At 52.4% G+C, this 22,125-nt stretch carries 14 protein-coding genes, 1 tRNA gene and 1 pseudogene; 9 read left to right on the top strand and 7 right to left on the bottom strand.

Going from position 1 to position 22,125, the window contains the following annotated elements; translation table 11 throughout:
• Nucleotides 1–428: 428 nt before the first annotated feature.
• Nucleotides 429–1,496 (top strand): mannose-1-phosphate guanylyltransferase, encoded by a 1,068-nt coding sequence (locus tag GBK04_RS15430; protein ID WP_152761153.1) that lies wholly within the window; start codon nt 429–431, stop codon nt 1,494–1,496.
• Here GBK04_RS15430 and thiL read toward each other — a convergent pair.
• Nucleotides 1,493–2,521 carry a thiamine-phosphate kinase gene (gene thiL / locus GBK04_RS15425; RefSeq protein WP_152761151.1) on the bottom strand — a complete coding sequence of 343 codons (1,029 nt, stop codon included), beginning with the start codon at nt 2,519–2,521 and terminating at the stop codon, nt 1,493–1,495. The genes GBK04_RS15430 and thiL overlap by 4 nt on opposite strands.
• Before the next feature lie 146 nt (nt 2,522–2,667).
• A complete protein-coding gene (locus tag GBK04_RS15420) occupies nt 2,668–3,114 on the bottom strand; it encodes a hypothetical protein (protein WP_152761150.1) in 447 nt (148 codons plus the stop codon).
• 161 nt (nt 3,115–3,275) lie between these two features.
• Between GBK04_RS15420 and GBK04_RS15415 the strand changes: the two genes are divergently transcribed.
• Nucleotides 3,276–3,506: a cytochrome b5 domain-containing protein gene (locus GBK04_RS15415; protein WP_152761148.1), complete on the top strand. Its 231-nt coding sequence runs from the start codon at nt 3,276–3,278 to the stop codon at nt 3,504–3,506.
• Nucleotide 3,507: 1 nt separating this feature from the next.
• The gene (locus GBK04_RS15410) at nt 3,508–4,356 is read left to right on the top strand and encodes an N-acetylglucosamine kinase (RefSeq protein ID WP_152761146.1); all 849 of its coding nucleotides are present in this window, start codon (nt 3,508–3,510) and stop codon (nt 4,354–4,356) included.
• 18 nt (nt 4,357–4,374) lie between these two features.
• Here GBK04_RS15410 and GBK04_RS15405 read toward each other — a convergent pair whose 3' ends face one another.
• A complete protein-coding gene (locus GBK04_RS15405) occupies nt 4,375–9,693 on the bottom strand; it encodes a putative Ig domain-containing protein (protein WP_373331456.1) in 5,319 nt (1,772 codons plus the stop codon).
• Nucleotides 9,633–12,083, bottom strand: a complete 2,451-nt coding sequence (locus GBK04_RS15400) for a putative Ig domain-containing protein (protein ID WP_152761142.1) — start codon at nt 12,081–12,083, stop codon at nt 9,633–9,635. The genes GBK04_RS15405 and GBK04_RS15400 overlap by 61 nt, the downstream gene beginning before the upstream one ends.
• Before the next feature lie 189 nt (nt 12,084–12,272).
• Between GBK04_RS15400 and GBK04_RS15395 the strand changes: the two genes are divergently transcribed.
• The 4 genes from GBK04_RS15395 to GBK04_RS15380 all read left to right on the top strand — a co-directional run bounded on the left by GBK04_RS15395 (nt 12,273) and on the right by GBK04_RS15380 (nt 15,480).
• On the top strand, nt 12,273–13,397 hold the full coding sequence (locus GBK04_RS15395; RefSeq protein ID WP_373331012.1) for an acyltransferase family protein: 1,125 nt from the start codon (nt 12,273–12,275) through the stop codon (nt 13,395–13,397).
• A gap of 59 nt (nt 13,398–13,456) precedes the next feature.
• The gene (locus GBK04_RS15390; RefSeq protein ID WP_152761138.1) at nt 13,457–14,443 is read left to right on the top strand and encodes an SGNH/GDSL hydrolase family protein; all 987 of its coding nucleotides are present in this window, start codon (nt 13,457–13,459) and stop codon (nt 14,441–14,443) included.
• Nucleotides 14,444–14,543: 100 nt separating this feature from the next.
• Nucleotides 14,544–14,617 (top strand) — tRNA-Pro (locus GBK04_RS15385).
• Nucleotides 14,618–15,147: 530 nt separating this feature from the next.
• Nucleotides 15,148–15,480 (top strand): hypothetical protein, encoded by a 333-nt coding sequence (locus GBK04_RS15380; RefSeq protein WP_152761136.1) that lies wholly within the window; start codon nt 15,148–15,150, stop codon nt 15,478–15,480.
• A gap of 79 nt (nt 15,481–15,559) precedes the next feature.
• Here GBK04_RS15380 and GBK04_RS15375 read toward each other — a convergent pair whose 3' ends face one another.
• The 3 genes from GBK04_RS15375 to folK all read right to left on the bottom strand — a co-directional run bounded on the left by GBK04_RS15375 (nt 15,560) and on the right by folK (nt 18,355).
• Nucleotides 15,560–16,744: an AIR synthase related protein gene (locus tag GBK04_RS15375; RefSeq protein WP_373331011.1), complete on the bottom strand. Its 1,185-nt coding sequence runs from the start codon at nt 16,742–16,744 to the stop codon at nt 15,560–15,562.
• 80 nt (nt 16,745–16,824) lie between these two features.
• Nucleotides 16,825–17,805: a Gfo/Idh/MocA family protein gene (locus GBK04_RS15370; RefSeq protein ID WP_373331010.1), complete on the bottom strand. Its 981-nt coding sequence runs from the start codon at nt 17,803–17,805 to the stop codon at nt 16,825–16,827.
• A 55-nt stretch (nt 17,806–17,860) separates the two neighbouring features.
• Nucleotides 17,861–18,355: a 2-amino-4-hydroxy-6-hydroxymethyldihydropteridine diphosphokinase gene (gene folK, locus GBK04_RS15365; protein ID WP_152761132.1), complete on the bottom strand. Its 495-nt coding sequence runs from the start codon at nt 18,353–18,355 to the stop codon at nt 17,861–17,863.
• A 249-nt stretch (nt 18,356–18,604) separates the two neighbouring features.
• On the opposite strand from folK, the gene recQ reads away from it, so the two are divergent.
• Together recQ and GBK04_RS31560 are read left to right on the top strand one after the other, a co-directional pair.
• Nucleotides 18,605–20,749, top strand: a complete 2,145-nt coding sequence (recQ, locus tag GBK04_RS15360; RefSeq protein WP_152761130.1) for a DNA helicase RecQ — start codon at nt 18,605–18,607, stop codon at nt 20,747–20,749.
• 84 nt (nt 20,750–20,833) lie between these two features.
• Nucleotides 20,834–22,084 (top strand): annotated as a pseudogene (locus tag GBK04_RS31560) (FAD-dependent oxidoreductase); the annotation flags it as partial.
• Between the last annotated feature and the right edge of the window lie 41 nt (nt 22,085–22,125).

Here is a 22,125-nt window from a genome sequence, read left to right as displayed (position 1 = left end):
AATATTTATGTGCTATTTTTTCTTTACATTATTAAATAAAATTAAAGCCCTACATTGCATCTTGTTGAGGATGAATTACTTCGTATTGTATCGCTTCCAAAAGACGAAATGAGCTGATTGATGGTTGGGTTGCAGAACCACGATCTAGACAAATCTCCCTATCCCTCCATTCAAATACAACTGGCGTTTTGTAACAGGTACGGTTCGGTTTATCTGAGGTAGGTATCGGTCACGAATGGTCATCCTATACCTTGAGCGAACGGGATGGTGGCAGGTTCAAATGACGTTCTCCTTTCCAATTGAGATTTATAATTTTCGGGACTGAGCTAGGTGCGCCAATCGGAATTGAGACCTTTTTAAGAAAAGATTAGTTACGGAAAAATGCTAGCTTTGTCTTTATACGTGTTTTATCATACATCTTCCCCTTCATGCAAAATACCTATGTAATTATCATGGCTGGCGGCGTTGGAACCCGCTTTTGGCCTTTTAGCCGTACTACCTACCCCAAGCAGTTTCATGATGTGCTGGGTACGGGGCGGTCTTTACTTCAGCAAACCGTTGACCGCTTCGACGGAATTTGCCCCCCTGAGAACATTTTCATCGTCACCAGCAGCGAATACCGGGATTTGGTCAAGCAGCAGCTCCCTCACCTGGACGACGATCAGATTTTGCTGGAGCCCTACCGGCGCAATACGGCCCCGTGCATTGCCTATGCCTGTTACAAAATCGCCGCGCGCGATCCCGAGGCCAATATTGTGGTAGCACCCGCCGATCATATCATCCTTAAGGAAGATGTATTCCGGGATACCATCCGGGTTGCCTTGGGCGCTACCCGGATGGACGACATCCTGGTCACACTGGGCATCCAGCCCACGCGGCCTGACACGGGCTATGGCTACATCCAGTACATCCCCGATAAGATGACGGTGAAGAAAGTGAAGACTTTCACCGAAAAACCCCACCACGAGCTGGCCGTCCAGTTTCTGGAAAGCGGAGATTTTGTGTGGAATGCCGGCATTTTTGTCTGGAATGTACAGGCCTTGAAAAAAGCCGTAAGAAAATACATGCCCGAGGTAGCCGAATTGTTTGAAGAAGGCACCGAGCACTACTTCACCGCCGAGGAAGCCGCCTTTATTGGTAAGACCTACTCACACTGCGGAAGTGTTTCGATTGATAACGGTATTATGGAAAAAGCCGACAACGTGCATGTTGTATTGAGTAGCTTCGGTTGGTCGGATCTGGGTACCTGGAAATCGCTGTATGAAATTTCCGAAAAAGATGAAAACCAGAATGTCGCGGAGGGTACCCTGCTGCTGCACGACACCAGCGACTGCATCATCAAAACCCCGAAAGACCAATTGGTGGTAGTGAATGGGTTGCACGGATTCATTGTGGCCCAATACGACGGGGTCCTGCTGATCTGCCGTAAGGATGACGAGCAAAAGGTAAAGGAACTGGTGGCCGAGGCCAAGGAAATCGACGTGCGGTATAGTTAAAAGTGGTTCCAGCCCTGGGCGGTGATCGGTATGTGGTTGCCCCCCTTGGTGGCCAGCTTAGCGCCGGCAGCCTGATCGGTCAGGTACCCTATTACACTGATTTTCGGATTGTTTTTAACCTTGTCGTAGTCGTCTTGGCGAATGGTAAACAGCAGTTCGTAATCCTCGCCACCGTTCAGGGCGGCCGTAATAGGGCTCAGATTCAGTTCTGTAGCGGCCAGGTAGGTCTGCTCGTCGATGGGTAGGTTTTCTTCGAACACCAGCGCGCCCACACTTGACTGTGAACACAGGTGCAGTAGATCAGAAGCCAGTCCGTCCGAAACGTCGAGCATGGCGGTAGGTACCACACCGGCCTCTTCCAGCTCAAAGATGACATCCATGCGCGCCTCAGGTTTCAACTGGCGCTGGATCACGTAATCATGACCTTCCAGTTGGGGCTGCATACCCGGATTGGCCAGGAAAACCTGTTTTTCCCGTTCCAGAATCTGTAGCCCCAGGTACGCTCCACCCAGGTCGCCTGTGACGCACAGCAGGTCATTGGGCCGGCCCGTGTTGCGGTATACGATTTTGTCTTTGGCTACTTTTCCAAATACACTCACGGAAATCAACAGCCCCGACCGCGAGGACGACAGGTCTCCACCTACCAGGTCCACGCGAAAATCGGCACAGGCCGCTTTGATACCAGCGTAGAGTTCCTCCACGGCTTCCACCGAAAAGCGGTTACTCACGGCCAGACTTACCGTCACCTGCCCGGGTACCCCATTCATGGCAGCTATATCCGATATATTTACAGCAATCGACTTATAACCCAGGTGTTTGAGGGGTACGAAGGTCAAATCAAAATGGACGCCTTCCAGTAGCAGGTCCGTACTCAGCAAGCCATATTCTGCCTCCAGGTCGATGACGGCGGCATCGTCGCCGATACCCGTAATGGAATCAGGCCGGGTATTCTCAAAGGCTTCGCTCAAACGGCCAATCAGGCCGAATTCTCCCAGGGAAGCTATCTCAGTACGTTGTTCGGGCATTTTTATTGGGGCAAAGTAGAAAGTAGTACAAAGGTACCAAAAAAGCACAGAAGCCGACTCAGGGATGAATCGGCTTCTGTATATTTTTCGTTTAAAAATTTATATAAAACTCTGACAATCAATATCTTGAAATCAATATTCGCTGATCAAGGATTCGAGAGCGTGTACTGATTGATGGTATTGCCTGTTTTTACACTGGACGTAGTACGGGTCAGGGTCATCATCGTATCGTCGAACGACGTAATGTCGAACTCAATGGTACCGTTGGTACCTGTGGGCTGGGGATTTAGATTTTTAAGAATCAATTTGTTATCCCCGTTCAATTCCCATTGGCCAGTGAAGGTACTACCGTCGAATTCAGTATAAGTTACGGATCCCGAGCTATTGAAAACCAGTTTGAAGTTAGCATAACCTGGTTTCGCGTTACTGGCTCCGCCCACGGTGTACACGACGGTACTGCCTTCCCGTACCGTTGAGGCCGACCAAGACTTGGCGATGCGCTCCGAGAGGGGTGGCGGATCTTTCTTGCAGCCAACGGTGAGCAATCCTATGGCCATAACCAGGCTCCAGATAACAGGTTGAAATTTTTTCATCTCCTCAAAACGGTTTATTTTTCCCCAAAAGAACGAATTTTTCACGTTGTTTTATATTCCCACGGATACGTTTATAGCAAACCCAATCACAATTTCTACATTTACCCTTACATTTTCAAAGGTTTTTACCGAAAAGAAACCAACCCCACTCCGGCCACTCTATGAAAGAATACACTCGTGCACAGCTGGCACTACGAAACGGCCAGGACCGGGAAGAAATCTGGTGTGCTTTTGAGGGAAATATCTATGATGTTTCGGCTTCGCGGCTGTGGCGCGAGGGCAAACACTATGATCATTGGGCCGGTCAGGATCTGACCCACGAACTGCCCGACGCCCCGCATACGGCGCGGGTTTTTGAACGGTTTACCATTATCGGAAAATTAAAGAATTAGTATGATCCTTCTGGCCGACAGTGGCTCCACTAAAACCGACTGGCTGCTCCTCGGCCCTGAAATCATCCGCTTTCAATCGGCGGGCTTTAATCCCTTTTACCAGACACAGGAAGTGATTGCCGAAATACTGCGCAGGGAAGTACTTTCCCACACTGAATCCCACCGAGTGGAACAGATTTACTTTTACGGGGCAGGTTGCGCCGACGCGACCACCAGCCTACCCGTAACGAATGCCCTGACGGCGCTTTTCCCCACAGCCGGCACCATTGAGGTACATAGCGATCTGCTGGCTGCTGCCCGTGCACTATGTGGGCGCGCAGCGGGTATTGCCTGCATACTGGGAACGGGAGCCAACAACGGCCTATATAACGGCGAAAAAATCACTCATAACATCGGATCGCTGGGCTTTTGGCTGGGCGACGAGGGAAGCGGCGGGTACCTGGGCAAGCAGTTGGTGATAAAGTACCTGCACAATGAATTGCCCTCCGGTCTGCATGAGGCATTCAGAGCAAGTTTTCCGGATGTCTCACGCTTCATCGTCCTTGAACGGGCCTATCGGCAGCCCTTCCCCAACCGCTATTTTGCCTCGTTTTCACCTTTCTTGAGCCAACATCTGGCCGAACCCTTTGTTCGTGGTCTCGTGGGCGATGCATTCCGGGCCTTTCTGGCTACGTATGTCTGCAAGCATCCGAATGCATCGGAGTTGCCCGTTCACTTCACGGGTTCGGTGGCCTATCATTTTCGGGAAATCCTGGCGGAGGTACTTATTGAGAAAAACCTCCGCCTGGGTACCATACAAAGAAGCCCCATGCCGGGGCTTCTTCAATTTCATCAGAATGCGTCTTACTGACGAAGGTACCTCGTCGGGTCAATTCTGCGGGGCTTTCACAATCCGCATCGTTTTCTGCTTTCCATCCTCCCCGGTAACTTTCAATAGGTACACGCCCGGCAGGGTGATTGTCTCCGACAAGTCTACTACCAGCAGCGCCTGATCCATCGTCCAATTTGAGGCGGGCAAAGGCAGAATTTTCCCCTCGCTTGACAGCACCTCGACGGCGTGAAGTTTCGGGTACCCCTGCGGGGCCGTCTGTACTTTCACCCGGTCCACAAACGGCGAAGGATATGGTTTCCACAGTTCTATTTCGGAGAAAACTTCCGACTCAATTACCCCTAATCGTCCCGGACTGTTGGTTGTTTTAGTGATTGTGAACTGGATGGACCGGCTTGCCACTAGTGTAGTACTTCGGTACCCGAGTATATTGAGGGTATAAGTACCGGCCAGCGCAGGAAAACTACCACTATCCCCAAACAACCCGAAAGGTGCGGATTCATCCGTGGTATACTGTACCATGGGGCTGGTAATGATAAAGGTAACCGAGGTAATGTTGGCGTTGCTTTCCACAAATAGGTTCAAAGCGGGAGGTAGGGTATCCAATGCCATCCGATCCACATTCGCCACCGGACGAATCAATTTTCTGTTTCCCTGTTGCATCTGATACAGCAACACCCGCAGTTCGGCCTTTTCCACTTTTAGGATAAATGTAGTCTCGAGGGTACCCCCCTTGTTGTCCTTTGCAACCACTTTGATAGTATATTTTCCCTCCGTAAACGGATTCCCGGACAGTTTCGACCCATTGGCCGTAATGCCCGGCGGCAGCGTCGAGGCATAATTGATGGAAGTGATGCTACCCTGCTCGTCCTTGAAATAACTCTTGACATCAAAGGTGAAAACCTGGCCAACAATAGCGACCACATCGGGAATAGGCTCGACGGTCGGGCGGACGGTGGAGTCTTTGATAGTAATCTTAAAAGTAGTCTGTACGGCTGCCCCTTTGTCGTCATAAGCCCTCACGCTCACGGTGTATTGGCCCGCCCGGCTGGGTCGGCCGCTGATCGTATCGCCCTGGGCTGTCACCCCAGAGGGCAAGCCTGAGAATTCGACGCGAATAATCCTACCATCGAGGTCCACAAAGGTACCCCCCGGAATCACGAATCGATACGAGGTATTGATGTCAGCTTCCTGATCGCTGATGGGCTTGGCTACCAGTGGGGGCCGGTTGCCCAGCACACTTAACTTGAAAGTAAGCTGCACGGAAGCACCATTGTTGTCAAAAGCCCTGACACTTACAGTAAACTCTCCCATCTGGGCAGCCCGGCCACTGATCGTATCACCCTGGGCGGTTATGCCGGGCGGCAGCCCACTTATTTCCAGACGGACAATGCTACCGTCGGGATCGACAAACGTACCGGCTGGAATGACAAAGCGATACACGGTACTACTGTCGATCACCTGATTAGTAATGGGGCGATTGACCAAAGGAGCACGGTTGCCCAACACGATGAGCTTGAAGGTAAGCTGCACGGATGACTGCTTATTGTCAAAGGCCTTCACCGTCAGGATATATTCACCCGCCTGGGTAGGCCGCCCGCTCAGGGTGTCGCCCCGAGCCGTGAGGCCCGGAGGCAAGCCACTCATTTCATAACGCACGATGCTGCCGTCAGGATCGGTGAAGGTACCTGCCGGAATAATAAACCGGTAGTCGGCGCTGCTTTCGGCCAATTGGTCGCCGATCTGCTTTGCCACCACGGGCGGGCGGTTGTTCTCTATGACATTGATATTGAAAGTCAACTGGACCATAGCATCGCTGTTGTCCGTCGCAATGACAATGATCGGGTTTTCCCGGACTTTCACAGGTACCCCCGAAAGAGTCAACCCCCGGTTGGTGATGCCTTCGGGAAGTCCTATGAAAGCGACGGAAACAATGGTTCCATCCGGATCCTGAAAGATATTCTCCGGCAGGGTATAATTGAATGGCTTGTTTACTTCAGCGACCTGGTCGGGAACCGATCCATTGACAACCGGTGGCAGATTATCCGCCGACACAACAAACCGGAAAGTCGTTTCGGCCGTCGCTCCCCCATTGTCGGTCACCCGGACATTGACCGTGTACTCTCCTTTTTTGGTGGGGGTACCTGAAATAAGGGTACCGTCCCCTACCAGGCCATCGGGCAGGGAAGTGATAGTAAAAGAGGTCAAAAAGCCGTCAGGATCCACAAAGGTACTATCCGGTAAACGATACGCGTAAGACTTTCCAACCTTAGCAAAAAGGGCACCTGGTGGTTTGGCCAGTACGGGCGGCAGATTCTTCTGACCCTCTCCTACCATTACCACAAAGTGTAGCACCTGTTGACTGATTAAGGTACCCTGCAGCCCCGCCTCCGTGTATGATTTTACTGTCAGCGTATATTTGCCTTCCAGGAGAATAACGCCTCCATTGTCGCCAAAAACTCCATAGGGTGTGCTGCTATCCTCACTGGTTGTAGAAATTGGCCCCGATAAATTGAATGAGTAGCTCCCTATTGTACCAGTCCGGGGCGAAACCATCAGGTTCACAGTCTGGCTGACTTCTTCCCCTCTCAGCGTATCCCCTTCTAAAATATCGCGCACAAATCTCCGGGTCAGAAAATTACCTGCTTTGAATAGACTGATAATGTTATCCTGCTGGACCGCCTGTACGGTCAGTTTGAATGAAGTGGATACTTTGGCGCCTTCCCCATCGCTGGCTGTCACTGTTACGGTGAATACGCCTGCCGCGGTAGGTACGCCTGATAAACGCCAGCCTGAGGCCGTCACCCCCGCGGGCAGGCCTGCGAAGCTGATGCCTGCGATCGGGCCTTCGGGATCGGTAAAAGTTTCTTTGGACACCTCATAGGCGAAAGCCACACCTATCGTACCCGACTGGTCTGGGATGCTACGAGAAACCACAGGGGGCTGATTTGCAGCCGATAATATAGTCAGCTTAAAAGATGTGGAGACCTGAGCGCCGACGTTGTCTGAGGCCGTGACTTTGACCGTGTATACGCCCACCGACGTGGGCGCACCCGACAAGCGCCAACCTGAGGCGGTCACACCTGCCGGTAGCCCTGCGAAGCTGATGCCTGCGATCGAGCCATCAGGGTCACTGAATGTTTCTTTGGACACTTCATAGGCGAAGGCCACACCTACTGTCCCCGACTGGTCGGGTATGCTACGCGCGACGACTGGCGGTTTGTTATTGCCGCCGCCAGGTAAGATCGTCATCTTCAGGGTCGTGGAGACCTTCGCGCCGGCGTTGTCGGTGGCCGTCACCGCCACGCTGAACACTCCCGACGCCGTGGGAACGCCCGACAGCCGCCAGCCCGAGGCGGTCACCCCGCCCGGCAGCCCCGCGAAGCTCACGCCCGCGATCGTGCCGTCGGGGTCGGTGAAAGTTTCTTTGGGTACCTCATAGGCGAAGGCTACATCTACGTGTCCCGTCTGGTCGGGGATGCCCCGAGACACCACCGGCGGCTTATTGTCGCCGGGGCCGGCGGTGGCCACCGCCAGCTTGAACTGCGTCGAGACGCTGGCCCCGGCGTTGTCGGTGGCCGTCACCGTCACGCTGAACACGCCCGCCGACGTGGGCACGCCCGACACGCGCCAGCCCGAGGCCGTGATGCCGCCCGGCAGGCCCGCGAAGCTGATGGCTGCGATCGTGCCGTCGGGGTCGGTGAAGGCGCCCCCCTCCACCTCGTAGGCGAAGGCCGCCCCCACCGTGCCCGCTTGGTCGGGGATGCCGCGAGACACCACAGGCGGCCTGTTGTCGCCACCCCCGGCCGACTGGACCGTCAACTTGAACTGCGTGGAGACCTTCAGGTCGCGGTTGTCGCGCGCCGTCACCGTCACGGTGAACACGCCCGCTGCCGTGGGCACGCCCGACACGCGCCAGTCCGTCTGGCTGACGCCCCCCGGCAGGCCCGCCACGGCGATGTCGATGATCGGTCCGTCGGGGTCGACGAAGGTCTCCTTGGAAATCTCGTAGGAGAAGGCCGCCCCCACCGTGGCCGTCTGGTCGGGGATCGTGCGGCGCACCTCGGGGTACTGGTTGCCCCCCGACTCGGCCGCCTGCACCGTCAGCTTCAGTGTCGTGGAGACCTTGGCCCCGGCGTTGTCGGTGGCCGTCACCGTCACGCTGAACACCCCCGCCGATGTGGGCACCCCCGACAGCCGCCAGCCCGAGGCGGTCACCCCGCCCGGCAGGCCCGCGAAGCCGAGGCCCGCGATCGTGCCGTCGGGATCGGTGAAGGTGCCCCCGTCCACCTCGTAGGCGAAGGCCACGCCCACACGCCCCGTCTGGTCGGGGATGCCCCGAGACACCACCGGCGGCTTATTGTCGCCGGGGCCGGCGGTGGCCACCGCCAGCTTGAACTGCGTCGAGACGCTGGCCCCGGCGTTGTCGGTGGCCGTCACCGTCACGCTGAACACGCCCGCCGACGTGGGCACGCCCGACACGCGCCAGCCCGAGGCCGTGATGCCGCCCGGCAGGCCCGCGAAGCTGATGGCTGCGATCGTGCCGTCGGGGTCGGTGAAGGCGCCCCCCTCCACCTCGTAGGCGAAGGCCGCCCCCACCGTGCCCGCTTGGTCGGGGATGCCGCGAGACACCACAGGCGGCCTGTTGTCGCCACCCCCGGCCGACTGGACCGTCAACTTGAACTGCGTGGAGACCTTCAGGTCGCGGTTGTCGCGCGCCGTCACCGTCACGGTGAACACGCCCGCTGCCGTGGGCACGCCCGACACGCGCCAGTCCGTCTGGCTGACGCCCCCCGGCAGGCCCGCCACGGCGATGTCGATGATCGGTCCGTCGGGGTCGACGAAGGTCTCCTTGGAAATCTCGTAGGAGAAGGCCGCCCCCACCGTGGCCGTCTGGTCGGGGATCGTGCGGCGCACCTCGGGGTACTGGTTGCCCCCCGACTCGGCCGCCTGCACCGTCAGCTTCAGTGTCGTGGAGACCTTGGCCCCGGCGTTGTCGGTGGCCGTCACCGTCACGCTGAACACCCCCGCCGATGTGGGCACCCCCGACAGCCGCCAGCCCGAGGCGGTCACCCCGCCCGGCAGGCCCGCGAAGCCGAGGCCCGCGATCGTGCCGTCGGGGTCGGTGAAGGTGCCCCCGTCCACCTCGTAGGCGAAGGCCACGCCCACACGCCCCGTCTGGTCGGGGATGCCCCGAGACACCACCGGCGGCTTATTGTCGCCGGGGCCGGCGGTGGCCACCGCCAGCTTGAACTGCGTCGAGACGCTGGCCCCGGCGTTGTCGGTGGCCGTCACCGTCACGCTGAACACGCCCGCCGACGTGGGCACGCCCGACACGCGCCAGCCCGAGGCCGTGATGCCGCCCGGCAGGCCCGCGAAGCTGATGGCTGCGATCGTGCCGTCGGGGTCGGTGAAGGCGCCCCCTCCACCTCGTAGGCGAAGGCCGCCCCCACCGTGCCCGCTTGGTCGGGGATGCCGCGAGACACCACAGGTGGCTGGTTAGCTTCTCCTTCTAATACTGTAAGTTTAAATTGTGCTGCAACCTGGGCTCCCTGGTTATCACGCGCTGTAATGGTAACCGTAAACACGCCACTCTGTAAGGGTTTTCCCGTAATCGCCCAACCCGATATACCAATACCAGCTGGTAGTCCATCCGCTACTATACCCGTGATGTATCCATCGGGGTCCGAGAAGGTCGCCTCTGGAATGTAATACTGGAAATCCTTTCCTACCTTAGCCCCTTGATCTGAAAGCGGTATGTCTACAACAGGTGGTCTATTTTCACCCGTTCTTTCACTGAGTAAATCTTCAACCAGAATTACCTGAATAGGCTGGTTGGTTTTAGTATATTCATTTCGCCACTGACCCTGCACTCTACCCGTACCCATTCGGATAGCTTCTGAAAGCGTGTAGCTTACAATCTGAGTAGGCTGGATGTCAGGAACTGGCGTACTTAACCACTTAGCAGCGGTTTGCTGGATTAAGCTTTCGATATACGGGTAGCGAGAGCTGTTATCGAACCCGAAAATATTGACCCAATTTGCTCCATGTTCAAAAGATTGATTAACTTGTTGGGGCCATTCGGGAGCCGTTTCCGGTGAAATGAATTCAAATTCATTTCCAATAATTTTCCCTGGTAGATTCGTCCGTAACAAATCCATAGCAAAACGGTGTGGATAGCTGGGCCCATCATTTACTTTTAGCCCGTCTACGTCTTCACTAAGATCTTTAAACCCTAAAGTCCCTCTCAAAATACTAAGTGCATCGTAGCAGCTACCCATATCCAGATAAAATCTATAGGTAGGATCAACTTCTCTAACGGTACTTCTGAATTTTTTGATTATCTTCTTCAAAGCTGAATGTCGGAAAAGATACCAGTCTATTCCTATATTACCGTAATATGCACTCCATGTATCACCTTTAGTATAGGGAGGCTGAATATCTGCAAAATGTGAATAATCTGAATTCCAAGCCTTGTTTAGATTGCTCAACGTTATGTATTTCATCTCGACCCATTCGCGAAAAGCTATTTTAGAGTAAAAAGAGAAGTCAAATGATTGCAACTCGTTTTTCCCCGTAGCTGGATTATTAGCATCTACGCTGTACCCAATTTCAAAGGCATTTGTAGTGGTTGCCGTCACGGTAACAATTTGACCTGCCTGTAGCCGAGGACGAAAATGCTCCATAACATCACGAAGGAAATTATTGGCCTCTTCTACAGCACTATTTGCTGAAAAACTAAACCCATTAACTAATCTATGGCGAATTCCTTCGCCTGATATAGGCTTTGTGTTTTCGGGCCACCAGCCACCATCACTGTCATCATGGCGCGCCAGCCATACTCTAAGCATTAATTTACAACCCAATCTCTCGGCTAGAGCAGCTTCTTTATCCAATTGGCTCCAATCTGCCGCAGCTCCTCTTGCAGAAATCACATGATCCCAATTGACATTCAACAAAAAGGAATTGACTCCTGCCGCAGCCGCTTTCTCCATTACAGGCAGATAATAATCCCCATTTTCAACGTTCGGAATCCCAAAACTCAGGTACCGCTGGAAAGACTTTGTGGAAACACCTATGTCTGCCAAGATTCTGTTAGCGATTTCTTCCATACCCTTATCACCAGGATGGGCGGCGACTCCGGGATCTTCAAACAAACCGTAAGCCATATTTGACGGATTATCAGACAAATCTGTCAAATTCACAAGCGGTAGATTACGTTCAAACGCAATACTCTGAACCATGGCATTGAACTTCTCATGGTTTTTCCAAAAACTATTGGTGAGTACAATTTTTGAATTTGGGGTTGCTATACCGTCTATCAGACGTTGATAACTTTGACGCAATCCTTTCGACTCTACGTCTTCATCTTTTATGTTCTCTCCGATTCGGATGATAATCAGATCGGCACCGAAGTTTTTATATCCTTCAAGCAGATTATAGTCGTAGGTGTTCCAGTTTTGCTCAAATGGAACACCCCATAACAATTGATAGGATGCGTCAGGAACTTTGCTTCGTATTCCGGCCATTACTCTGTGCATATAGTCTTTTTCGGCGCTACTTGCCGCCATACCCCAATTCCCTTCCCATCCTACTGATGGATTTGGCCCATGCGATGAAATACTATTTCCCACGAACAGCACCCTCTGGAAGGCTTGTCCACAAACATTTGAGATCGTTAGAATTGAAAGTATTCCCAAGGAGAATACACAATTCTTCCATTTACTCCGTAGTAATTCTTTTTGCATTTTAACAGGAAGTGAAGGTTACTTTTTAGATAAGTGAACTAGTACTTTAATATTTTGACAACACCGGGTAAAAAGTTTGAATAAGCGGACTTTCCCTTAGAAAGCCCTTTCTGAGGGGAGAGGGGGATATATCGAATAACAAAAATGCCACAATCTGTAACCATTTTTTATACCCAATTGACAATTACCATGCCAAAAAATACTCCTCTTAAAAATAGACTTTTTATACCTCTTGGGAATACAAGCAGAGAGCAGGAGGCCAATAACTTTGATTTTATGCGCTTTTTGGGCGCTTGCTTGGTGATCTATGGGCATGCTTATCCCTTATCAGGTAGGGGTACCTTCGACCATATTCAGCTTTGGACTAGGGGAATCTTTCCGACTGCTCACATGGGAGTAGCTATTTTTTTTGTAATTAGTGGTTTCTTAATTTCCCAGAGCATATCCCGGAGCCCCTCCGCCTTGAACTTTCTTTGGAAAAGGGCAGTCCGGATATTTCCCGGACTCTTTGTGGCGGCTCTGGTAACTGTGTTTGTCCTGGGAGCCATGGTCACATCCTTACCGCTGGGCGAGTATTTTACCTTAAGCGAAACTTACAGATACCTGCTTGTTACAAAGCTGTATCCTCCCTATCCTGACACACTTCCAGGAGTTTTCAACACCTCAGAGAACCATACTGTAAACGGCTCACTATGGACACTGGCCTATGAGTTCACCTGCTATTTTGCTCTCTTAGCAGTCAATTTGCTGTTTCCTGCCAAGTTCAGAAAGCAGATAATCCTCACATGTTTCATAGTTACCTGGCTGAGTTATCCATTTTGGGTCGAGCCGCTTTCGGGATCGTCCTTTCAGATTCCCCTTTTCCACCTCAGGCTTTTCAACCTTGTGGACTTTGGCATGTATTTTGTTGCGGGCTGCGTCGCCTTCCACTATCGGCAGTACATCCTTTACAAAGGATATCTCGCACTTTCTTTTTTCTCCTTCTGGATTGGCACCTATCTGTTAGCTGAATCTTCCCCCTCCATCCCCCTTTCCTGCGTGGTATGGGCCAGATACCTAGCCATTCCCTACCTAGTGTTATATCTCTCATTTATTAGAGGCCACTTAAACGGGTTCGGACGCTTTGGTGATTTATCGTATGGATTGTATATTTATGCCTTTCCAATCCAAAGGATAGTGGTCTCCGTACTTGGAGCGACCGCCCCCATTGGCCCGATTATTCTTTTGTCCTTCCTATGCGTTCTGCCGTTCGCCTGGCTGTCGTGGAATTTTGTAGAAAAACCGTGCTTAAGATTAAAAGGAATAGTGGCATGAAAAGACGTATATTCAGGAGCCTACCTGGGATAATTGCGCTTTCAATAGTATTATTATCCTTGTCCTGTACAGATAATAAAGTAGTAGACATACCGCCTTCTGTTGATGCAGATACACTTAGCAGTTGCGGATGTGGCCAGGAAGTACCCATTGAAAATCCTGGAGAAAACACAGGAAATCCCAGCCCAGAGCCGCCTCTGCCCCAAACGAACAAATCGCTTCCAGCTCCAGCCTTCTCTGTACGAAGGAGCGATACGCCCATTGTAGGAGACAATCTGCCTTACGGTACCTACCTGCTTCTGCAGGTGGATTCTCTTCCGGCATATTCCTACTTCGAGTATTCGTGGGATGGAGGAAAACACTGGATCAAAGGTGACTCCATTATGCTGTGTCAATCAGGCACAGTCAGCGCGAGAATCCATAGCTCTAACACTGTTTCACAGACCGTAAAGACGTCTTTTACTCTGTATTATAAGAGGGTACTGATCGTGGGAAATAGCATTACCGGTCATGGGCCGGCTCCGGAGATTGGCTGGTACGGAGATTGGGGTATGGCTGCCTCCAAGCCAGACAGTGATTATGTGCATATTCTTTCGTTGGATCTGAAAAGCAGATACAATGCTTCCCAGATCAAAACTCTGTACGGGGTACCCTTCGAGCAAAACTACAAAACCTACGATTTCAGTCAGTTGGGTGAAAGCATAGGTTTCAGGCCCGACCTAATCATCATGCGCATTGCTGAAAACGGCAACACTACAGACGGGAAGGTATTCAAAGAAAAATATGATCGATTGATAAAAACCTTGCGAAGCGATACGAACGCCAAAGTGATTTGCACCACCAGTTTTTGGCCAGGTCGGGAATCGCTGGTCGAGGATATCAAGGCTGTGGCGGCGACTAATAGATACGATCTTGTTGATATAGGAAGCTTTTTTTATGACAAAACCTATACCGCTGCCGGCCTCTTTAAAGACGCAGGCGTAGCCAATCATCCTGGCGACAAAGGGATGCGGGCGATCTATCAATCTATTGCCAGTAAACTATGAGGTTTTGGTCCATTCCTTTTAGAAGTTTTCCTAAATATTGCTAGACCTCTATTGACATCAACTATTTTTCTCCCTACTTTTGCCCTCCCAAACACATCATCGGGATGTGGCGCAGCCCGGTAGCGCACACGCCTGGGGGGCGTGGGGTCGCAGGTTCAAATCCTGTCATCCCGACTAATTTGAAGCCTGATAGTCTCGCGATTATCAGGCTTTTTTTGCTATCAAGGTGGGATGTTTCCAAACCATACTTCAGGTTACCTGACTTCCTCAGCCTGATAGGTGCTAGAAGCCACGGGTGAGCCGATGAGTCGCAAAAAAGCCAGTTGCAGCAGTTCAAATCCTGTCATATCCGATATTTTAAAATCCTGATAGTCATAAGACTATCAGGATTTCATCAACCTATATTGGAAATCTATACGAGGTGTGAGATAATTTTTTTGTAGTTTCCGTCAGCCTACAAAACCTGTTTCCCCGCATCGGGTACATCTGGTCAGATAAAGGTACCCTCCTCACCTTTTTTATAATGCTCATGAGCGCTTTTACCCCGTAAAATTATGGATTAGGCTACGGCCTAAGGGGAAGAGTAAGACAATGTGGATATAATTTTAGACTTGTTCAGGAAAATTGACTATCCCCTTGTTTGAGCGCTTTGGTAACCGTATCTTTCTTTGAACTTATCCTCTCTATGAAATTACTTAAGCGTTATGAAAAAGTCGAATATTTTCGCATATGCGGAACTTGAAAAGCTGGTCGGTAACCTGCTCCATGCCAAATCCAATCTGAAAGAACACATCGTTGCGCAGGCCGCTTATTTTCACATTATCGATTCGCGTTACTTTTCTGATGAACTGGCTCCCATTTGGGACGAAATCCGCACCAAGCTGGGGTACTCTTCTACCCAAGCGCTGAAAGGGCAGCAATTTTTGAAAAATAATATGCTTGAAGCCATGAAAAAGGTATCTGAGGAGGAATGTCGGGAAATCATCAAGCAGATCAACCAAGTATTTGAAGGGGTAAAGAACGAGTTTAATAGTTAGTAGATGAGCTGCCTCGGGAGCTCAGATAAGGAGGAAGCATAGCCTTTTTTTCACCCGAGCCGCCCTTGTAGGATTGGCATCAGTATACAAACTCCCCATATTCCGACCGAATCGTCACCTGCTTCTTCTCCGCAGCTTCCACCCGGCCTACTATCTGCGCGGCTATCCCGAATGACTCGGATAGCTCAATGACGCGGGCGGCATACGCCTTGGGCAGATAGATTTCCAGTCGATGGCCCATATTGAAGACCTTATACATTTCCTGCCAGCTCGTCCCACTTTCGGATTGGATTAGTTTGAACAAAGGGGGTACCTCAAACAGGTTGTCTTTAATAATATGCAGATCTTCAATAAAATGCAGGATTTTGGTTTGTGCACCGCCGCTGCAATGTACCATGCCATGAATCTGGCCGCGGAGTTCGTCCAGCAGAGCCTTGGCAACGGGGGCGTAGGTGCGGGTAGGCGATAGAATCAACTGTCCGACATTCAGGGGGGTACCTTCCACGGTATCCAGCAGGTTCTTACTGCCGCTGTATACCAGATCCTGGCTTACCTCCGGGTCATAACTTTCGGGATAGCGGGCAGCGAGGTACCTGGCGAGTACATCGTGCCGGGCGGAGGTAAGACCATTGCTGCCCATGCCCCCGTTGTATTCTTTCTCATACTTCGCTTGTCCGTACGACGCCAGTCCCACAATTACATCGCCTGCCTGAATGTGGGCGTTATCGATAACATCCGCACGTTTCATGCGGGCAATGACGGTGCTATTGACAGTAATGGTACGCACTAGATCGCCCACATCGGCGGTTTCGCCGCCAGTACTGTATATTTCCACACCAAATCCGCGCAGCATTTCCAGCACTTCCTCCGTGCCGTTGATTACCTCGGCAATGACTTCTCCGGGAATCCGGTTTTTGTTGCGGTCGATGGTGGACGACAGCAGCATGGGCCCCGTGGCACCCACGCACAGCAGGTCATCGGTGTTCATTACTACGGCATCCTGCGCTATACCGCGCCACACCGATACATCGCCCGTTTCTTTCCAATGGAGGTAGGCAAGTGAGGTCTTGGTACCCGCCCCATCGGCGTGCATGATGGTACAGTACTCGGGATCGCCCGCCAGGATATCAGGTACTATTTTGCAAAAGGCTTTGGGAAAAATTCCTTTGTCGAGGTTTGCAATGGCTTTGTGTACATCTTCCTTGGAAGCTGAAACGCCCCGTTGTAAGTACCGATCAGAAGTAGTCAATTTTGAATGAGTCATTGAGTGAATGAGCAAAAAGGGAATGTAAAGAACCGAAAAATCATTCTATCATTCAATCATTCTATCAATCTATCATTAGCTCACGCCTTGTATTCCAGTCCTATTTCACCACGTACCCGATCCAAAAGACTCATCAGATTAAGGCTATCCTGATGCGACCAGTCGGGGTTTTCGGTAAGTCCGGCGCGCAGGGCGTGGCCTACCGATTCGATTTCGTAGTGGTAGCCGTGGGCTTCGCGCACAAACTCAAAGTGTTCTGGCTCCTGCTCGGTCAGTTCCAGCGTAAGGGCTTGACTGTTATGCCAGCGGCTGTGTACCCTGATGCAACCCAGCTCTCCATATACAATGGCTTCGCAGTCGGTGCGGGCCAAAAGGGTACAATCCAGAAAAGCAAAAGCTTCCGAATCGTAGGTGAGTACCATACCGGTGGAGACATCCACCTCGGTATCGCTGAATATCGCCGAAGCTTTCACCTGGGCAGGCATTCCTAGTATGGCATACGACCAGAACAAAGGATAAATGCCGATATCCAGCAAGGCCCCGCCGCCTAGTTCCTTGTTGAAAAGCCGCTTGCGGGGATCTTGAATTGCCTTAAAACCAAAATCGGCCCGCACGCCCAGTACCTTCCCGATGGTACCTGCACGGATCAGTTCCAATGTTTTAAGAGTTGTGGGCATAAACCGGCTCCACAAGGCTTCCATTAAAAATAATTTCTTTTCCCGGGCCCGGCTTACCATCTCCTCCACCTGCCCCAGGTTCATACCAAAGGGCTTTTCACAAAGTACCGCCAGGCCCGCGTTGAGGCAGAGCAGGGTATGGGCGTGGTGGCCTACATGGGGTGAGGCAATGTACACGATGTCTAGCTCGGGGCAGTCGGCCAGCCCGGCATAGGTACCGTAGGCGTAGGGAGCATCGTATTCTTTGGCAAATTCCTGTGCCCGTTCCAGGTCACGGGAGGCGACGGCCATGAGTTTGGCGCTCTCCACGCGGGCCAGATCCTGAGCGAATTTGTGGGCGATGTGGCCCGGAGCAAGTATGCCCCAACGGATTGGATTGTTCAATTCTGAATAATTAATTGAGTTAATAATAGAATGATTGAATGGAAAATTATTCTGTTCAATCATTCAAAATTACTTTAACTACCGCTTCCCCATCCTTGCACAAGTCCAGCAACTCGGCGTTCGTTTTGTTCAAAACCGGATGCCTGAAGTCTGGGGCAATTTCGACCAGGGGTACCATTGTAAACCGACGCTCGTGCAGACGGGGATGGGGTACCGTCAGGCGGGGCGTATCCATGACGCTACTACCAAAATACAGAATATCGATGTCCAGATGGCGTGCACCCCAGCGTTCATAGCGCACCCGCCCGGCCTCATGTTCGATCTCCAGGATAATCCTCAGCACCTCTTCAGGTGCGAGACTGGTTTCTACTTCCAGCACCTGATTCAGGAAGGCGGGCTGTTCGATCCCGCCCCAGGGAGCCGTTTCGTACAGGGCCGAAGCCCGGAGCAGACGGCCGATGCGCGCGCCGATCTGGTCAACCGCATTTTGCATCAACCTCGCACGGTCGCCCAGATTAGAGCCTAAAAGTAGGTAAATAGTGGTCAACATCGTTCTGCTATTGATTCAATCAGGTGGGAATTTAAGTAGCGAATGCGTAGTTTTGATGATGAACTTTTGGCCGATGGCCGCTGATTCTTTTTATCTGAAACATACGGTCGGGCCGCAAATCGGATAGATACTAAAAATAGAATTTGTGCTTTTTTACTGCAAATATCGCTTGTGAACCTGTACTTCTTACAAGAAGCCATTTACCCCAAGCTGACAGCCAATAGCTTACCAATAAACGAATTTCTTTCCATGCCCCTTACTAAAGAACAAGCCCTCAAAGAATATTTCGGGTACGATTCCTTCAGGCCCCAGCAGGCCGAAATCATCGACACCGTGCTGCGGGGCGAAGATTGCCTGGTACTGATGCCTACGGGCGGCGGCAAGTCGGTGTGCTATCAGGTACCCGCACTGTTGCAGGAAGGGCTCACTGTCGTAATTTCACCCCTGATCGCCCTGATGAAAGACCAGGTGGAAGCCCTGCGTGCCAACGGCATCGAGGCCGCCTACCTCAATTCGAGCCTGAGTAGCAGTGAGCAGGATTCGGTGTTCTGGAAGGCCAAATTGGGAGAATTGAAACTCCTGTACGTAGCACCCGAGAGACTTTTTTCGGGCAATACGATGGAGCATTTCAAACAGTGGAACGTGCGGTTGTTTGCTGTAGACGAAGCACACTGTATTTCGTCCTGGGGCCACGATTTCCGGCCTGAGTACCGTCAGCTTTCTTCCCTCAAAGATCATTTTCCCGGCATCCCCGTCATTGCCCTCACCGCCACGGCCGACCGCGTAACGCGGCGCGACATTCTCGGGCAGTTGGGTGTTAAGTCCGCACCTACGTTCGTGGCCAGTTTCGACCGGCCTAACCTGAGTTTGACGGTACTCCCCTCGCGCAAGCGACTACCCCAGATCGAACAGTTCCTGAAAAAACACCCCAACCAGCCGGGCATTATTTACTGCCTGAGCCGAAAAACCACCGAAACTGTGGCGGCTTCGCTTCAGAGCCGCGATTTCCGCGCCGAATGCTACCACGCCGGACTGCCCGCCGCCCAGCGCTCGCGGGTGCAGGAGCGGTTTCTCAACGACGACATTCAGATCATCGTGGCCACGATCGCTTTTGGCATGGGCATCGACAAATCCAACGTGCGCTGGGTGATTCACTACAACCTACCCCCCAACGTCGAGAGCTTTTATCAGGAAATCGGCCGGGCGGGCCGCGACGGAGCTCCCGCCGATACGGTGCTTTTTTATGGCTATCAGGACATCATCATGCGGCAGGACATGATCATGAACTCCGAGCAGTCGGCAGAGCAAAAAGAACTTTTGCAGGCCAAGCTCAACCGTATGAAGCAATACGCCGAAGCCGACCTGTGCCGCCGCCGCATCCTGCTTAGCTACTTCAACGAGGCCGTGGAAAAAGACTGCGGCAACTGCGATGTGTGCCAGAATCCCCGTACCCGCTTCGACGGTACCTTGCTGGCTCAGAAAGCCCTCTCAGGCATTGCCCGTACGGGAGAGCGCGTGGCGATGGGTATGCTCATCGACATTCTGCGCGGCAGCCGCAACCGGGCCGTCCTCGACCGGGGCTACGACCGACTCCCTACCTTTGGTGTGGGCCGTGACCAGCGCGGCGACGAATGGGCCGAGTACCTGAGCCAGATGCTCAACTCGGGCGTAATGGACATCGCTTACGACGAAGCCCATTCCTTTAAACTTAATGCCCTGAGTTGGCAGATTTTGAAAGAGGGCAAAAAAATCGAACTCGTGAAATTCATTCCTTTGGCTGAGCGCAAAGCCCGCGAGGAAGAACTGATCCCGAAAGAAAAACCCAAACAGGAAATTATCCGCGATGCGCTGTTTGAACAGCTGCGGCTTTTGCGTAAGCAAATGGCCGACGCCCTGAACGTACCTCCCTACGTGATTTTTTCTGACAAAACGATCGCCGAGATGGCGCAGAAACGTCCTGTTTCAGAAGCCCAGATGCTGGATGTGTCGGGGGTAGGTGCCGAAAAGTACCGCCGCTACGGTGAGGCTTTTGTGCAGGAAATCGTAAAGTTTGCCAAAGAAAACACCAAACCGGGTACCCGTGTCGTGAAAGGCATGACCTACCTTATGACCCACGAACTGTACGAAAAGGGATTCACCCTTGATGACATCGCGCAGCAGCGTGGCCTGACTACCTCCACCGTAGTAGCGCACCTGGTCAAGCTCCGCGATGAGGGGCACGACATCCAACTTCGCCCATTGATTTCGGATCGCACCTATACCGAGGTACTGGCCGCCGCCGACGAAATGAACTTTAAGCCCGGGGAACCACTCGCGCCTCTATTCGAGCTCCTGGGCGAGCGCATCGAGTACGGTATGATCCGGCTGGCTCTGGCGATTCGGGAGGGAGCATGAGTTTTGGCTTTTTGATAAATCGGGCGACGCAAGCCGTTTGCAAAATCCCTTTTCTTTAAGAATCCAAACCGAAAATCACTTGCCATGAAATGCCTTTCCCGCTTGACGGTGCTCATTTTCCTTGTCTGCCTGGCCGTATCCGAGCTCTGGGCCCAAAAGTCCTACGACATCTGCGTCTATGGAGGTACCTCAGCGGGAGTTATCGCGGCCTATACTGCCAAAATGCAGGGAAAATCGGTACTGCTCGTCGAGCCCACCAAACGGCTGGGTGGCCTGAGTTCGGGCGGACTGGGCCAGACCGACATTGGCAACAAGTATGCCATCACGGGAGTAGCGCGGGACTTTTACCGCCGGATCGGCCAACATTACGGCAAGTTTGAACAGTGGACTTTTGAGCCGCACGTAGCCCTGAATCTCTTTAATGAGTACATCGACAGGGCAAAGGTCGAGGTATGGTACGACTATCGGCTTTTTTCGGTAAAAAATCAGAAAGGAGCGATTCAGGAAATCGTGGTGGAAAATGCCATCTATCCCGAACCCAAAACCAACCGCACCATCCGCGCCAAAGTGTATATCGACTGCACCTACGAAGGCGACCTGATGGCCAAAGCGGGCATCAGCTACACCGTGGGCCGCGAGGATAATGAGCGTTATGGCGAAACTTGGAATGGAGTGCAACTCCTCGATAAGCATCAGTTCCCCAAGGGTATCAGCCCCTATAAAATCCCGGAGGAACCTAGGAGCGGTTTATTGTGGGGCATTAGTGAAGATTCTCTTCATCCCACCGGCAGTGGCGACAGTAGTGTGCAGGCCTACAACTTCCGGCTCTGCCTGACCAATGACCCCGCCAATCGCATTCCCATTACCCGGCCGGCGCGCTATGACTCCACCAAATACGAACTATTACTGCGGCAGATCGCCCTCGAAAAGCCTGAGCACATCAACTGGGGCGTGATGCACATTGCCGATATGCCCAACCACAAGACCGATATCAACAACAAAGGCGGCCTGTCGACTGACATGATCGGGATGAATTTTGCCTATCCTGAAGCTGACTACGACACCCGGCAAAAGATCATTCAGGAACACGTGGACTACACCAAGGGCTTCCTGTACTTCGTGGGCCACGACCCCCGCATGCCCGAACATCTGCGAAACCAAATGCTGGCATGGGGGTACCCTAAGGACGAATACGTGGATAATGGCCACTTTACACCGCAACTCTACGTGCGCGAGGCCCGCCGCATGGTAGGTGAATATGTCATGACGCAGAAAAACTGCGAAGGTGATGAAGTGGCCCCGGACGGCATTGCGCTGGCGGCATATACTATGGATTCGCACAACTGCCAGCGACTGATGGTCAGAAATCCTGAAAC

This window comes from Salmonirosea aquatica (assembly GCF_009296315.1).
Taxonomy (GTDB): Bacteria; Bacteroidota; Bacteroidia; order Cytophagales; family Spirosomataceae; genus Salmonirosea; species Salmonirosea aquatica.
The sequence above is the reverse complement of the archived record's forward strand: the minus strand, read 5'-3'. Positions and strand labels throughout refer to the sequence as shown.

What these genes read in the sequence shown, in the direction of transcription:
- GBK04_RS15430 (WP_152761153.1), top strand. Translation starts at nt 429, where the DNA reads ATGCAAAATACCTATGTAATTATCATGGCTGGCGGCGTTGGAACCCGC.
- thiL (WP_152761151.1), bottom strand. Translation starts at nt 2,521, where the DNA reads ATGCCCGAACAACGTACTGAGATAGCTTCCCTGGGAGAATTCGGCCTG.
- GBK04_RS15420 (WP_152761150.1), bottom strand. Translation starts at nt 3,114, where the DNA reads ATGAAAAAATTTCAACCTGTTATCTGGAGCCTGGTTATGGCCATAGGA.
- GBK04_RS15415 (WP_152761148.1), top strand. Translation starts at nt 3,276, where the DNA reads ATGAAAGAATACACTCGTGCACAGCTGGCACTACGAAACGGCCAGGAC.
- GBK04_RS15410 (WP_152761146.1), top strand. Translation starts at nt 3,508, where the DNA reads ATGATCCTTCTGGCCGACAGTGGCTCCACTAAAACCGACTGGCTGCTC.
- GBK04_RS15400 (WP_152761142.1), bottom strand. Translation starts at nt 12,083, where the DNA reads ATGCAAAAAGAATTACTACGGAGTAAATGGAAGAATTGTGTATTCTCC.
- GBK04_RS15395 (WP_373331012.1), top strand. Translation starts at nt 12,273, where the DNA reads ATGCCAAAAAATACTCCTCTTAAAAATAGACTTTTTATACCTCTTGGG.
- GBK04_RS15380 (WP_152761136.1), top strand. Translation starts at nt 15,148, where the DNA reads ATGAAAAAGTCGAATATTTTCGCATATGCGGAACTTGAAAAGCTGGTC.
- GBK04_RS15375 (WP_373331011.1), bottom strand. Translation starts at nt 16,744, where the DNA reads ATGACTCATTCAAAATTGACTACTTCTGATCGGTACTTACAACGGGGC.
- folK (WP_152761132.1), bottom strand. Translation starts at nt 18,355, where the DNA reads ATGTTGACCACTATTTACCTACTTTTAGGCTCTAATCTGGGCGACCGT.
- recQ (WP_152761130.1), top strand. Translation starts at nt 18,605, where the DNA reads ATGCCCCTTACTAAAGAACAAGCCCTCAAAGAATATTTCGGGTACGAT.